Genomic DNA, 13,867 nt, shown 5'->3' on the forward strand with positions numbered 1-13,867 from the left:
GATGCAATGGCGCGCAGTGTATCAGTTTTACAGTCCAATCGCCTCTTTTAGACTTTTAAGATAACGACGGCTCACCGGAACGGTCAGCCCGTTACGCAAAATCAGCTCGGCCTGGCCATTATCTTCCAGCCGGATTTCCTGCAACTGCGCTAAATTCACCAGATATTGGCGGTGGCAGCGCAGTAGTGGCGTACGACTTTCCAGCGTTCTGAGCGTCAACTCTGTAAACCCCTCTTTACCATCGCTACTGGTGACATACACGCCGCTCATACGACTACTGATAAATGCTACATCATCCATTTGCAGCAAATAAATACGGCTATGACCGCTGCACGGAATAAACTTCAGCGCCTGCTGATGCTCGGGCAGTAGCGATACATCCTGCTTCGTGCGTTCCTGACGCAAACGGCTCAGCGTTTTTTCCAGCCGCGCCTCTTCAATCGGCTTGAGCAGATAATCAAACGCATGTTCTTCAAAGGCTTTAACCGCATACTCATCAAAGGCGGTCAGGAAAACAATGTACGGGCGATGCTCAGGATCAAGCATACCGACCATTTCCAGGCCGCTGATACGCGGCATCTGAATATCGAGAAACAGGACATCCGGGCGCATTTTATGTACCGCGCCGATGGCTTCCACCGCGTTCGAACATTCCCCGACAATCTCGATGTCGCTTTGCTCCTGCAACAGGATCCGCAGATTCTCCCGCGCTAACGGTTCGTCATCGACAATCAGCACTTTGATCATGCCTGTTCCTCCAGAGGAAGTCGTAATGTGATTCGGGTAAAGCGGTCAGGTTCACACACTACGCTGATGCCAAAATCATCGCCAAACCGCTCGCGCAGTCGTTTATCGACCAGATTCATACCCAACCCGCTGGCCTCAGACGTTGGCTGATACAGTCCGGCATTATCTTCAATATCAAGCATCAGATACTGCCCTTCGCGACGGGCGGTAATCGACACCTCTCCGGTATCCAGTAACTGAGAGGTACCGTGCTTAATGGCATTCTCCACGATGGGCTGCAGGGTAAAAGCCGGTAATTGCTGATACGAAAGTTCATCAGGCACCGTTAAGGTCACCTGCAGCCGCGACTGGAATCGCGCCTTTTCAATTTGCAAATAGGCGTTCACGTGCTCAATTTCATCGGCCAGTGTGACAATCTCCGACGGACGCTTTAAGTTTTTGCGAAAGAAGGTCGACAGATACTGCACCAGTTGACTGGCCTGCTCGCTATCACGGCGGATCACGGCTTTGATGGTATTGAGCGCATTGAACAGAAAATGAGGATTCACCTGGGCATGCAGGAGTTTTATTTCTGACTGCGTAAGCATTGCTTTTTGCCGCTCGTACTGTCCAGCCAGTATTTGCGCCGAAAGTAGCTGAGCGATCCCCTCCCCCAACGTGCGGTTGATCGAGCTAAAGAGGCGGTTTTTAGCCTCATACAGTTTGATGGTCCCCATCACCCGCTGGTTTTCACCCCGCAGCGGAATCACCAGCGTCGAGCCTAATTTGCATTGCGGATGCAAAGAACAACGGTATGGGACTTCATTCCCGTCGGCATACACCACCTCTCCGGTTTCTATTGCCCGTAGAGTGTACGACGACGAAATCGGTTTACCAGGCAGGTGGTGATCGTCACCAATGCCGGTAAATGCCAGCAGCTTCTCACGATCGGTAATCGCCACCGCGCCGATATCCAGCTCTTCGTACAGCACCTGAGCCACCTTCATGCTGTTAACCTCGTTGAACCCCTGACGCAAAATACCTTCCGTAGAGGCGGCAACTTTGAGCGCAGTAGCGGAAAAAGCGGAGGTGTATTTTTCAAACATCGCTCGTTTATCGAGCAAAATACGCATAAACAGGGCTGCGCCCACGGTATTGGTGACCATCATCGGCGCGGCAATATTGCTGACCAACCGAAACGCATCATCAAACGGACGAGCAATTAATAAGATAATCAGCATCTGTACCAGTTCAGCCACAAAGGTGATGGCACCCGCCGTCAGTGGGCTAAAGACTTTATCGGTACGACCACGACGGGTGAGCACGCTGTGCACCAGCCCGCCGAGTAAACCTTCCACAATGGTCGAAATCATGCAGCTTAGCGCCGTCATACCGCCCATTGAATAACGGTGCAAGCCACCGGTAAGACCGACTAAACCACCGACTACGGGACCGCCGAGCAGTCCGCCCATCACCGCGCCGATAGCACGCGTATTAGCAATAGAGTCATCAATGTGCAGCCCGAAATAGGTGCCCAAAATGCAGAAAATGGAAAAGGTGACATAGCAAAGCAGTTTGTGCGGGAGACGGATAGTGACCTGCATCAGCGGGATAAACAAACGCGTTTTGCTCATCAGCCACGCGATAACGAGAAACACGCACATCTGCTGAAGCAGCAGCAACACCAGATTAAACTCGTACATACGCGCCAACCACACATCACTTAAAAGCGCGTAACATACATGGGCTGCGCGTAACTTTCTTTGAAGTGTTGCAAAAAAACAGGAATTTGTGAGAACGATCACTCGAAAGCGCGAGCATGACGACAAACCCAACCATTCATTGATCAAAAAACAGACAAAACTACCTGGTTCGCAAAAGAGCGTCTAAAGTAAAACTGGGACCTCGCGAGCAAGAGTGAGACGACGATGGCGCTTTACACAATCGGTGAAGTGGCTTTGCTTTGTGATATCAACCCTGTCACTTTACGCGCGTGGCAGAGGCGTTACGGATTACTCAAACCGCAGCGGACAGACGGCGGTCATCGTCTGTTTAACGACGCGGATATCGACAGGATCCGTGAGATAAAACGCTGGATAAACAACGGCGTTCAGGTCAGTAAGGTGAAAATGTTGCTCAGCAATGAGAACATTGATGTGCATAACGGCTGGCGTGAACAGCAAGAGACGCTATTAAGCTATTTGCAAAGCAATAATTTGCATAGTCTGAGAATGTGGATCAAAGAGCGTGGCCAGGATTATCCTGCGCAAACGCTCAACACCCATTTGTTCACACCGTTACGCCGCCGTCTGCAGTGTCAGCAGCCGATCCTCCAGGCGTTACTCGGGATCCTCGACGGCGTCCTCATCAACTACATCGCAATTTGTCTGGCCTCAGCACGCAAGAAACAGGGTAAAGATGCGCTGGTTGTCGGCTGGAATATTCACGATACCACCCGCTTATGGCTGGAGGGTTGGGTTGCCAGTCAGCAGGGATGGCGCGTTGACGTTCTGGCCCATTCACTGAACCAACTACGACCGGAAATGTTCGAAGGGCGAACCTTACTTGTCTGGTGCGGCGAGAACCAAACACCCGCTCAGCAACAGCAGTTGAGTGAATGGCGCGCGTTAGGTCACGATATTTATCCACTCGGTATTTAATATTCTATTAACAAAAGTGTACAATCCTTAGATTCACATAAGGAGTGCACAATGAGCGCAGCTAAAATCGGTGTAATAACCCTCTTCCTGCTGATGGCTATCGGCGGTATCGGCGGCGTCATGCTGGCAGGCTACACATTCATTTTACGTGCCGGGTAAGGTAGCTCGCTAATCGCTCAAATCCGCGATCGACAATCACTGCCGCCAACGCGACCAGCAACGCCCCCTGAATCACATACGCGGTATTGAATCCGCTAAGTCCGATAATTATCGGCGTACCCAGCGTATTCGCCCCGACGGTTGAGGCTATCGTTGCGGTGCCGATATTAATGATCACCGACGTGCGGATCCCCGCCAGAATAATCGGTGCCGCCAGCGGCAACTCCACTTTACGCAGGCGCTGCCAGCGACTCATCCCCATCCCGCTGGCGATATCCATCACGCTGGCAGAGATGCCTCCCAGCCCCGCCAGGGTTGCCTGTAGGATCGGTAACACGCCATACAGGATCAGCGCGATAACCGCCGGCTCAAGACCAAATCCCATCACCGGTACGGCAATCGCCAGCACCGCGACCGGGGGAAAAGTCTGCCCCACGGCGGCGATAGTTTCCACCATCGGCCTGAACTCTGCCCCCCAGGGCCGGGTTACCGCAATTCCGGCCCCGGTGCCGATGAGTACGGCGATAAGACTCGATATTCCTACCAGCGCAAAATGACTCAGCGCCAGCGCCGTAAAACTTTCCTGCTGATACACGGGGCGCGGCAACTCAGGAAACAGCGAACTAAACAGGGCCTGACTGTGCGGTAACCCGACCAACAGGATCAGGAACAGGACAACCAGCCACAGCAGTGGATCAGCAAGACGTTTCACGGGGCGGCATCTCCGAAAGCAGATCGCGAAAGTGAAGCGTACCGCAGGACACGCCCTGCGGCGTCACAACCGGCAGGACATCGCACCCCCGCGCCACAAACATCGACAGCGCATCACGCAGCGTCATTTCAGCCACCAGCGGCTCACCGTCTGAATGTTCGCCGCGACGGATAAAATCACCCACCGTACGCAGCGACAGTAACCGCACGCCCAGTTCGCTGCGGCCAAAGAACGTTTGTACGAAATCGTTCGCTGGCGCAGTCAGCATCGATAGCGGCGTCCCTTGCTGCACGACCTTCCCCGCGTCCATCAGGACCAGATGTTCCGCCAACCTCAGCGCCTCGTCGATATCATGCGTCACTAATACGATGGTACGCCCCAGCAGACGATGAATACGGGTCATCTCCTGCTGCAACGCACCGCGGGTGACAGGATCCAGCGCGCCAAAAGGCTCATCCATCAATAGCACCTGTGGATCTGCCGCCAGGGCGCGCGCAACCCCAACCCGCTGCTGCTGCCCACCGGAAAGCTGATGTGGGTAACGGTGACGCAAACTCGCCTCCAGCCCCAACAGCGCCATAAGTTCATCTGTTCGATCATCAATACGCGAGCGCGACCACTTTTGTAATTGCAGCACGGTGGCGATGTTCTGCGCGACGGTCCAGTGCGGGAACAAACCGATAGACTGGATCGCGTACCCCATACGCCGCCTTAACTCCAGTACCGGCAGACTGCGGATCTCCTCCCCCGCAAAACGAATCTGCCCGCTGTCATGCTCGACCAGTCGGTTGATCATCTTCAGTGTGGTGGATTTTCCGGAACCCGACGTGCCAATCAGCACCGAAAAGCTCCCCTCCGCCAAATGCAGATTAAGGTCGTCGACGGCTTTTTGCTGACCGTAGGTTTTACTGACATGACTAAATTCAATCATTATTCGTTCCCTTCAGCAGCGCTAGCCCTAAATCAAACAGCGCATCAATCAACACTGCCAGCACAACTACCGGGATCACGCCCAGCAGCACTAAATCAACGGCGCTACTAAGCAATCCCTGAAAGACCAGCGCGCCAAAGCCCCCGGCGCCGATCAGCGCGGCAATCACCGCCATCCCTACCGTCTGGATCATCACCACCCGCAGACTGCGCAAGAAGACAGGCAGCGCCAGCGGCAACTGCACCGAGATAAACCGTTGACGCGCGCTCATCCCCATCGCCCGGGCGCTTTCCAGTACATCCACTGGAACCTGATTCAGTCCAGCCACGACGCCACGTACCAACGGTAAGAGCGCGTACAGTACCAACGCAATAAGCGCGGGTGTCAGGCCGGTTCCCGCAACGCCGAGTGAGCTTAACGAGGGAAAATGCTTAACCAGCCCAGCAAGTGGCGCAATCAACAGGCCAAACAAGGCCACCGAGGGGATGGTCTGGATAATGTTCAGTACGGCGAAAACCGGTCCCTGACGCGAGTCAGAAAAAGAGCACCAAACGCCCAGCGGCACACCAAGGAATAGCGCGGGTATGACGGTGCCGAACAGAATAGTCAGATGCTGCGCCAGTGCGTCGTTAAAGACATCCTGGCGGTTGGCATACTCTTTCAGCAGGGAAAGATCGTTAAACGTGCCGGACAGTAATAACACTATCGGCATAACAAAAAGTTGCGCATGCAGCACCCATCGCCACAACATCTGACGGGTGATGCGCCGAATGGCGTCACTGGCAGCCAGCAACATGAATCCGAGACCCAGCCAGAACCCGGAGCCAAGACTGGTTCTGGCCAGCGTACTGCCCGTCTGCGCCAGATACGTTGCCGTTGTACCTGCAGTTACCAGCGCCGCAATCACCAACAGCTGGCTGATAACAAGCGTCAATATATTGCCGGATTTGCCCGACACAAAGCACAGAAGAAACAGTAGCAAACATGCCACCGCCAGTCCCCACGCCATGTCGGGCCTGATATCCCAGAGTTGACGACCTTCGCCGGAAACCAGGCGATTGGGGGCATAACTAATGAAAGGAAGCGCAGCTGCTGCGAAGGTAAGAAGAACCAGCAGCAACAGCACCCGATTAACCGAGATATTGGACAAAACACCCACCCGCCGTAAATTCCGTTACTTAACCCATCCTTTTTGCTTCAGATAATCTGCTGCAACTTTTTTTGCATCCAGACCCTCTACGGCAATACTGGCGTTAAGCTGCTGGAGCGTTTTTTCATCCAGACTGGCAAAAACAGGCTGCAGCCATTCTTCCATTTTCGGATAGGCCTTGAGTACCGACTCACGTACCACTGGCGCAGGCGCATAAATCGGCTGAACGCCTTGCGGATCGCTTAACGTTTGCAGCCCCAGCGCGGCGACCGGACCATCGGTACCGTAGGCCATCGCGGCATTGACGCCGGAGGTTTGCTGCGCTGCAGCTTTAATCGTCACGGCGGTATCCCCCCCGGCCAGTGATAAAAGCTGATTCTGATTCAGTTTAAAATCATAGGCTTTTTCAAACGCGGGCAGCGCGTCCGCACGTTCGATAAACTCCGCAGAGGCGGCCAGTTTGAAGGTGCCCCCCTCTTTCAGGTAGCGCCCTAAATCTGCAAGCGAAACCAGTTTATTCTTTTCGGCGACATCCTGGCGGACCGCAATGGTCCAGGTATTGTTGGCGGGCGCAGGCGTTAACCAGACCAGTTTATTTTTCTCTGCGTCCAGCTTTTTCACTTTGTCGAAACCAGCCTGCGCATTTTTCCACGCCGGATCATTCTCATCTTTAAAGAAGAAGGCGCCATTGCCGGTATATTCCGGGTAGATATCCAGCTCGCCGGATGTAATCGCGCCACGCACCACTGGCGTAGTCCCCAGTTGCACTTTATTGACGGTTTTCACACCATGGCTTTCGAGCACTTGCAAAATAATGTTACCGAGCAGCGCCCCTTCGGTATCAATTTTTGACCCAACCGTAACGGGTGACGCGGCCTGTAAGGGCATACTTATCGCGGCTAACAATGCCAACGACCCTACCCCAAACTTTGAGATTATCATGCTGTGCTCCTCATCCTTTTGCGGCCCTTTTCAGAGACTTGAGGAAAAAGCATAGTCGAAAAATCAGGCCTTAACCTGGCAATTGGGTAGTAACACTGAGAGTAATTAGCAGTAAGGCGATAAAAAAATCCGGCAAACCCAAGGTGAATTTGCCGGATAGCGTTATTTCATAGACCAGATAAGCATTGCGCCATCAGGCATGATGCGTGGCTTTCTTCATCAACTACAGCAGTTCAAATTCACCCTGCTTCACTCTGGCGGAATCCACGCCGATAAAGACGTTAAATTTACCCGGTTCAGCATCGTATTTCATACGCTGGTTCCAGAATTTCAGCGCTTCGATATCAATCGGGAAGCTGACAGTCTGCGTTTCACCCGGTTTAAGATTCACTTTCTCAAAGCCTTTCAGCTGTTTTACCGGACGGCTCATTGAAGCGGTCACATCCTGCAAATACATCTGAATCACCGTCGCACCTTCGCGCTTGCCGGTGTTGGTCACCTGGACGCTGGCCGTCACTGTCCCGTCACGTTTCATCGTCGGTGCAGAGAGTTTCACATCCGAAACGGTAAAGGTGGTGTAGCTCAGGCCATAGCCAAAGGGATACAACGGACCGTTTGCTTCGTCAAAATAACGCGAGGTGTACTTATTCGGCTTATCGGCGTTATACGGACGACCGGTATTGAGATGGCTGTAATAGACCGGGATCTGTCCGACAGAGCGTGGGAAAGACATCGGCAGCTTGCCTGATGGGTTGTAATCGCCAAACAAAACATCGGCGATGGCGTTACCGCCTTCCGTCCCGGCAAACCAGGTTTCGAGGATCGCATCAGCTTGTTGATCTTCCTTAACCAGCGCCAGCGGACGTCCGTTCATCAGCACCAGCACCAGCGGTTTACCCGTTGCTTTCAGCGCGGCAATCAGGTCACGTTGGCTCTGCGGAATAGTAATGTCCGTACGGCTGGAGGCTTCATGTGCCATTCCCTGTGCCTCACCGACCACCGCAATCACCACATCAGACTGTTTCGCCGCATTAACGGCTTCATCAATCATCGCCTGCGGCGAGCGCGGGTCAACTTTCACCGCCTCTTCATACAGGTTCAGGAAGTCGACAATGCCTTTATCGTTGGTGATATTCGCCCCTTTGGCGTATACCACTTTACCCTGCTCGCCAATGGCATTTTTAATCCCTGTCAGCACCGTGACCGACTGATCGGCAACCCCGGCTGCGGACCAACTGCCCATCACATCACGCTTGCTGTCGGCCAGTGGCCCGACAACCGCCACGGTGGCGGATTTTTTCAGCGGCAGCGTGTCGAGGCGGTTTTTCAGCAGCACCAGGCTTTCACGCGCCACTTCACGCGCTTCTTTACGGTGCAGGCGGCTTTCGGCGTTGGTATCCACCGGATCAGATTCTTTGGCTCCCAGATGGCTGTACGGATCGTTAAACAGCCCCATATCATATTTCACGTTCAGCACGTGACGAGCAGCGTCGTCAAGCTCCGCCATTGTCACTTTGCCTGATTTAATCAGCCCCGGCAGGTATTTGCTGTAATACTCATCGCTCATACTCATGTTGATACCGGACTTGATAGCCACGCGTACCGCATCCTCAGGATCGGAGGCGGTGCCGTGCTTAATCAGTTCCTTAATCGCGCCGTGATCGGAAACGGTGATGCCTTTAAAGCCCCACTCATCGCGCAGCACGTCTTTCAACAGCCAGGCATCCGACGTCGCCGGCGTACCGTTAAGCGAATTAAGTCCTACCATCACCGCGCCGCTACCGGCATCCAGCCCGGCTTTGTACGGCGGCATGTAGTCATTAAACAGACGCTGCGGGCTCATATCGACGGTGTTGTACTCTTTCCCGCCCTCTACCGCGCCATAAGCGGCGAAGTGCTTGACGCTGGTCATTACCGAATAGCGATCGGCAGGGCTTTTCCCCTGCATCGCTTCCACCATGGTTTTACCCATCGTGGCGGTCAAATACGTGTCTTCGCCAAACCCTTCCGATGCCCGGCCCCAGCGCGGATCGCGGGAGACATCAACCATCGGCGCCCAGGTCATGTTCAGGCCATCATCGGCAGCTTCATACGCTGAAACGCGACCGACGGTTCTGACCGCATCGAGATTAAAGGAGGACGCCAGACCGAGGCTTATCGGGAACACGGTACGCTGGCCGTGCAATACGTCGTAGGCAAAAAAGAGAGGAATTTTCAGGCGGCTGAGTTCCATCACCTGATCCTGCATTTTGCGGATATCCTGGCGTGTTACGGTGTTAAAAATTGCCCCAACCTGCCCGTCTTTGATCATCTCGCGGATGGCTTCCTTCGGATTATCAGGCCCGACGCTGATTAAGCGTAATTGACCAATTTTCTCATCCACGGTCATCTGTTTGAGTAAATCGGTAACAAATGCATCCCGCGCTTCTGGCGTTAGCGGATGGTTACCAAACAGAGTGTCCGCCAGCGCGGGTTGCACCGCCAGACTCACCGCAACACCTACAGAACATAGCCATTTCATGTTGATTCTCTCTTTATTTTTTCCTGACGCATCAGCGAAAATATAACAAAAACCGCAATTTGCCGTAAGACTAAACGGGAGCGCTAAAGAAAGCTAAGGTTATTCTCCTAATTTTCAAAACCAGCGTGAATCAATGAAAGACAAGCCAGAGACAATATGAATGAGAAAGCGTATTGTCATACAAAGCGCTATGCTTGTTCCTGATATTGAGTCCCACCACAAGGAGTGGAGAATGTCTTCCATTACAACAGATAATAAAGCTTTCCTGAATGAACTGACCCGCCTGGTGGGTCATTCGCACCTGCTCACTGAACCCGCTAAAACCGCCCGCTATCGCAAGGGATTTCGCTCCGGCCAGGGCGATGCACTCGCCGTCGTTTTTCCGGGCTCGCTTTTAGAATTGTGGCGCGTCCTGAACGCCTGCGTCGCCGCAGACAAAATCATTCTGATGCAGGCCGCCAATACCGGCCTGACCGAAGGCTCTACGCCAAGCGGCAATGATTACGACCGTGAAATTGTTATTATCAGCACCCTGCGTCTTGATAAACTGCACGTCATCGGCAAAGGCGAACAGGTGCTGGCCTGGCCAGGAACAACGCTTTATTCGCTGGAAAAAGCGCTCAAACCTTTTGGTCGTGAACCGCATTCAGTGATCGGCTCCTCCTGTATCGGCGCTTCCGTGATTGGCGGCATTTGTAACAACTCCGGCGGCTCGCTGGTGCAACGAGGCCCGGCCTACACGGAGATGTCGCTGTTTGCGCGTATTGATGAACAGGGCAAATTACAGCTGGTTAACCATCTGGGCATCGAGCTTGGCCAAACCCCAGAACAGATCCTCAGCAAACTCGATGACGAGCGCATCAAAGATGACGATGTTCGCCACGACGGACGTCATGCGCACGATCACGACTACGTGACCCGCGTCAGAGATATTGAGGCGGATACGCCCGCACGCTATAACGCCGACCCGGACCGCTTGTTTGAATCGTCCGGTTGTGCCGGAAAGCTCGCAGTTTTCGCCGTGCGTCTGGACACTTTCGAAGCCGAAAAAAATCAGCAGGTCTTTTATATCGGCACCAACCAGCCTGAGGTGCTGACGGAGATCCGCCGTCATATTCTGGCGAAGTTTGAACATCTGCCGGTTGCCGGTGAATATATGCATCGCGACATTTACGACATCGCTGAGCAGTACGGCAAAGATACGTTCCTGATGATCGACAAACTCGGCACCGACAAAATGCCGTTTTTCTTCACCCTGAAAGGCCGCACCGATGCGATGCTGGAAAAAGTGAAATTTTTCCGTCCGCACTTCACCGACCGGGCGATGCAGAAGTTTGGCCATTTATTCCCCAGCCACTTACCAGCGCGTATGAAAAGCTGGCGCGACAAATACGAGCATCACCTGCTGTTAAAAATGGCCGGTGGCGGCGTGGCTGAAGCGCAAAACTGGCTAAATGAGTTTTTCAAAACGGCAGAGGGCGACTTCTTTGCCTGTACGCCGGAAGAAGGCAGTAAGGCGTTCCTGCACCGCTTTGCGGCGGCTGGCGCGGCTATTCGTTACCAGGCCGTTCATGCGGATGAAGTAGAAGATATTCTGGCGCTGGATATCGCGCTGCGTCGTAACGACACCGAATGGTATGAACATCTGCCGCAAGAAATCGACAGTCAGTTGGTGCATAAGCTCTATTACGGGCACTTTATGTGCTATGTATTCCATCAGGATTACATCGTTAAAAAAGGCGTGGATGCTCATGCGCTAAAAGAGCAGATGCTGAAGTTACTGCGCGAGCGTGGGGCACAGTATCCGGCGGAGCATAACGTCGGGCATCTGTACCAGGCGCCAGAAACCTTGACCCGCTTTTACCGCGAGAATGACCCAACCAACAGTATGAACCCGGGTATTGGGAAAACGAGTAAGCAGAAGTTCTGGAAAGAGTCGTAGGCCCGATAAGCGTAAGCGCCATCGGGCACGTTGCCGGGGGCGCTTCGCTTGCCCGGCCTACGGTTTAATCGTTCTGCGCGGTTTGTTCACCCGTAGCTGAACCTGCCGCCGCCATCTGCGCCGCTTTTTGCTTTTTGTAGCTCAGCGCTGCCGCCGGAACCGGCATCACCTTGCCGGTTTCAATCCAGGTGCGTAAACGGCTGGCATCGGCAAAGTGGGTATATTTCCCAAAAGCATCCATCACCACCAGCGCCACCGGTTTGTTATTAATCACCGTGCGCATCACCAGACAGTGGCCCGCCGCATTGGTAAACCCGGTTTTAGTTAACTGAATATTCCAGTTATCGCGATACACCAGATGGTTGGTATTACGGAACGGCAATGTATACGCCGGATTGGCAAACGTCGCCATATCTTCACGCGTAGTACTTAGCTGACCAATCAGCGGATACTGTTTGCTGGCAATCAGTAACTTCGTTAAATCACGCGCGGTTGAGACGTTATGAATCGATAACCCGGTCGGCTCCACAAAACGGGTATGGGTCATGCCCAGCGCTTTCGCTTTCGCATTCATCGCCTTGATAAACGCGTTATAGCCGCCAGGGTAATGATGTGCCAGACTGGCTGCCGCACGGTTTTCAGATGACATCAGCGCCAGTAACAGCATGTCTTTACGGCTGATTACACTGTTCAGCCGTACGCGAGAGTAAATTCCTTTCATCTCAGGCGTCTGACTGATATCAACTTTCAGTTTTTCATCCAGCGGCAGTCGCGCATCAAGCACCACCATCGCCGTCATTAATTTGGTAATCGACGCAATCGGACGCACCAGATCCGGGTGGTTCGAATAGATAACCTTGTTGGTATTCAGATCAACAATCATCGCGCTACCGGACGCTATCTCAGGTTGAGAAGCCGCTACGGTAGGTGCCGTTTTCGCCACGGCTTGGGGTGCAAAAGGAACGGCCAGCACCAGGGCAAGGCTTAATAATGAAACTCGGAATTTCAGCATGATGAGATTTCTGATAAGGGTTCACGCACGTCACAACGCACACCGCCCGAGATTAAGTATTTTCTCAGGCTAGCTCAGGCATCATAGCGATCCGGCAGGTTTGCCGCTACAGGAGAATCGTCTCGAAATGCTGCGTTGCTGACTTTTACGTCAACAACGCAGCGCAGAGGAGTTTTACAGATCAGAATAAGCGATAGCCGTAACCCCACAGGATTACCGTAATCGCCAGCAGAACTTCAAGTACCAGCACACCAATAGCCAGCGTGGAACTGGAAAAACTTAACCCTTCCTCGCGAGTGATATTCAGGAATGTCGGAATACCGAGATAGAGTAAATAACCTGTGTAAAACAGCGCGATAGTTCCCACCAACGCACACAGCCAGACCAGCGGATAAAGTGCGACCAGACCGCTTAAAAACAGCGGAGTCGCGACATATCCGGCAAAGACCATACAGTGCGCCAACGACGGACGCTGCGGGTAATTACGCGCCATCCACCAGATAACCCGGCCCATGACAGCCACGCCCGCCAGCATCACGCCGTAAAACAGAATGGCCAGCGCCAGTCCGGTCAATAGGGATAACTGCAGTATGTTGCCATCGCCAAAATTCCAGCCGATTTGTGTGGTACCGATAAACGCGCAAACCACCGGGATTGCCGCCATCAGCAGTACATGATGGGTATAGTGATGCGAAACGCTTTCGTTTTCGCTGTTGATAACGTGCATTTCACGATCGGGATGGGAAAACAGCCCCCAGACATGGTTCATACCGCCCCCTTCTTGTCAGCTCCGGACCTCAACACTACAAGTATAATTCAGCTTTTGATTATTTTATGTACACAGAGAAAATACCGGATCGCTACGGCGTATTGTTACGTTCACCCAATGTTTATCACTTCTCTGAAACGATACTGCCTGTGAACGTGTTAAGGGTACTATCGCCGTACCCTTAACAATCCCGGCTCCCGGCGGGAAAATTGTTGCTGCGCAATACCCTCCGCTTATTCCTTCAGGCTACCGGGCCGGGCGCGAGGTAGCGTCCTTGCAAAGCACGCCCTGAGCCAGCATCCATGCTGGCTCTCCCGGCCTTACGGAAACACGTCGGCAATTT

Annotated in this window: 12 protein-coding genes; 3 read left to right on the plus strand and 9 right to left on the minus strand. The window is 53.3% G+C overall.

The features are described from left to right. Positions 1-27 precede the first annotated feature (27 nt). Both btsR and FDW96_RS17410 read right to left on the minus strand, forming a co-directional pair. Positions 28-747: a two-component system response regulator BtsR gene (gene btsR, locus FDW96_RS17405; protein WP_137366030.1), complete on the minus strand. Its 720-nt coding sequence runs from the start codon at positions 745-747 to the stop codon at positions 28-30. Then, on the minus strand, positions 744-2,429 hold the full coding sequence (locus tag FDW96_RS17410) for a sensor histidine kinase (protein ID WP_137366031.1): 1,686 nt from the start codon (positions 2,427-2,429) through the stop codon (positions 744-746). Before FDW96_RS17410 ends, btsR begins: the two co-directional genes overlap by 4 nt. A 225-nt stretch (positions 2,430-2,654) precedes the next feature. Here FDW96_RS17410 and mlrA point away from each other — a divergent pair, with 225 nt between their 5' ends. Then, positions 2,655-3,386, plus strand: coding sequence for an HTH-type transcriptional regulator MlrA (gene mlrA, locus FDW96_RS17415; protein ID WP_042307362.1), 732 nt, complete (start codon positions 2,655-2,657; stop codon positions 3,384-3,386). Positions 3,387-3,437: 51 nt separating this feature from the next. Further along, positions 3,438-3,545, plus strand: a complete 108-nt coding sequence (locus FDW96_RS17420) for a protein YohO (RefSeq protein ID WP_003027354.1) — start codon at positions 3,438-3,440, stop codon at positions 3,543-3,545. Here FDW96_RS17420 and FDW96_RS17425 read toward each other — a convergent pair. The 5 genes from FDW96_RS17425 to bglX all read right to left on the minus strand — a co-directional run bounded on the left by FDW96_RS17425 (position 3,526) and on the right by bglX (position 9,801). Beyond that, a complete protein-coding gene (locus FDW96_RS17425) occupies positions 3,526-4,257 on the minus strand; it encodes an ABC transporter permease (protein ID WP_137366032.1) in 732 nt (243 codons plus the stop codon). The two genes, FDW96_RS17420 and FDW96_RS17425, sit on opposite strands and share 20 nt — an antisense overlap. Then, positions 4,241-5,188 carry an ABC transporter ATP-binding protein gene (locus tag FDW96_RS17430; RefSeq protein ID WP_137366033.1) on the minus strand — a complete coding sequence of 316 codons (948 nt, stop codon included), beginning with the start codon at positions 5,186-5,188 and terminating at the stop codon, positions 4,241-4,243. The genes FDW96_RS17425 and FDW96_RS17430 overlap by 17 nt, the downstream gene beginning before the upstream one ends. Continuing rightward, the gene (locus FDW96_RS17435) at positions 5,181-6,347 is read right to left on the minus strand and encodes an ABC transporter permease (RefSeq protein WP_042307355.1); all 1,167 of its coding nucleotides are present in this window, start codon (positions 6,345-6,347) and stop codon (positions 5,181-5,183) included. The genes FDW96_RS17430 and FDW96_RS17435 overlap by 8 nt, the downstream gene beginning before the upstream one ends. Before the next feature lie 15 nt (positions 6,348-6,362). Continuing rightward, positions 6,363-7,280, minus strand: coding sequence for an ABC transporter substrate-binding protein (locus FDW96_RS17440; RefSeq protein WP_079223473.1), 918 nt, complete (start codon positions 7,278-7,280; stop codon positions 6,363-6,365). Positions 7,281-7,503: 223 nt separating this feature from the next. Further along, positions 7,504-9,801 carry a beta-glucosidase BglX gene (bglX, locus tag FDW96_RS17445; protein WP_137366035.1) on the minus strand — a complete coding sequence of 766 codons (2,298 nt, stop codon included), beginning with the start codon at positions 9,799-9,801 and terminating at the stop codon, positions 7,504-7,506. A 232-nt stretch (positions 9,802-10,033) separates the two neighbouring features. Between bglX and dld the strand changes: the two genes are divergently transcribed. Continuing rightward, positions 10,034-11,743, plus strand: coding sequence for a D-lactate dehydrogenase (dld, locus tag FDW96_RS17450; protein ID WP_137366036.1), 1,710 nt, complete (start codon positions 10,034-10,036; stop codon positions 11,741-11,743). Between the two features lie 64 nt (positions 11,744-11,807). Here the strand turns inward: dld and pbpG are convergent, their stop codons facing one another. Together pbpG and FDW96_RS17460 are read right to left on the minus strand one after the other, a co-directional pair. Beyond that, entirely contained in the window at positions 11,808-12,755 is a 948-nt protein-coding gene (gene pbpG, locus FDW96_RS17455; RefSeq protein WP_038641951.1) for a D-alanyl-D-alanine endopeptidase, read from the minus strand. Between the two features lie 181 nt (positions 12,756-12,936). Then, a complete protein-coding gene (locus FDW96_RS17460) occupies positions 12,937-13,524 on the minus strand; it encodes a Yip1 family protein (RefSeq protein ID WP_038641953.1) in 588 nt (195 codons plus the stop codon). Between the last annotated feature and the right edge of the window lie 343 nt (positions 13,525-13,867).

The organism is Citrobacter sp. TBCS-15, assembly GCF_005280815.1.
Lineage (GTDB): Bacteria > Pseudomonadota > Gammaproteobacteria > Enterobacterales > Enterobacteriaceae > Citrobacter > Citrobacter werkmanii.

Bases quoted from the DNA above. Each gene is read 5' to 3' on its own strand.
- btsR (WP_137366030.1), bottom strand. From the start codon at position 747: ATGATCAAAGTGCTGATTGTCGATGACGAACCGTTAGCGCGGGAGAAT.
- FDW96_RS17410 (WP_137366031.1), bottom strand. From the start codon at position 2,429: ATGTACGAGTTTAATCTGGTGTTGCTGCTGCTTCAGCAGATGTGCGTG.
- mlrA (WP_042307362.1), top strand. From the start codon at position 2,655: ATGGCGCTTTACACAATCGGTGAAGTGGCTTTGCTTTGTGATATCAAC.
- FDW96_RS17420 (WP_003027354.1), top strand. From the start codon at position 3,438: ATGAGCGCAGCTAAAATCGGTGTAATAACCCTCTTCCTGCTGATGGCT.
- FDW96_RS17430 (WP_137366033.1), bottom strand. From the start codon at position 5,188: ATGATTGAATTTAGTCATGTCAGTAAAACCTACGGTCAGCAAAAAGCC.
- FDW96_RS17440 (WP_079223473.1), bottom strand. From the start codon at position 7,280: ATGATAATCTCAAAGTTTGGGGTAGGGTCGTTGGCATTGTTAGCCGCG.
- bglX (WP_137366035.1), bottom strand. From the start codon at position 9,801: ATGAAATGGCTATGTTCTGTAGGTGTTGCGGTGAGTCTGGCGGTGCAA.
- dld (WP_137366036.1), top strand. From the start codon at position 10,034: ATGTCTTCCATTACAACAGATAATAAAGCTTTCCTGAATGAACTGACC.
- pbpG (WP_038641951.1), bottom strand. From the start codon at position 12,755: ATGCTGAAATTCCGAGTTTCATTATTAAGCCTTGCCCTGGTGCTGGCC.
- FDW96_RS17460 (WP_038641953.1), bottom strand. From the start codon at position 13,524: ATGAACCATGTCTGGGGGCTGTTTTCCCATCCCGATCGTGAAATGCAC.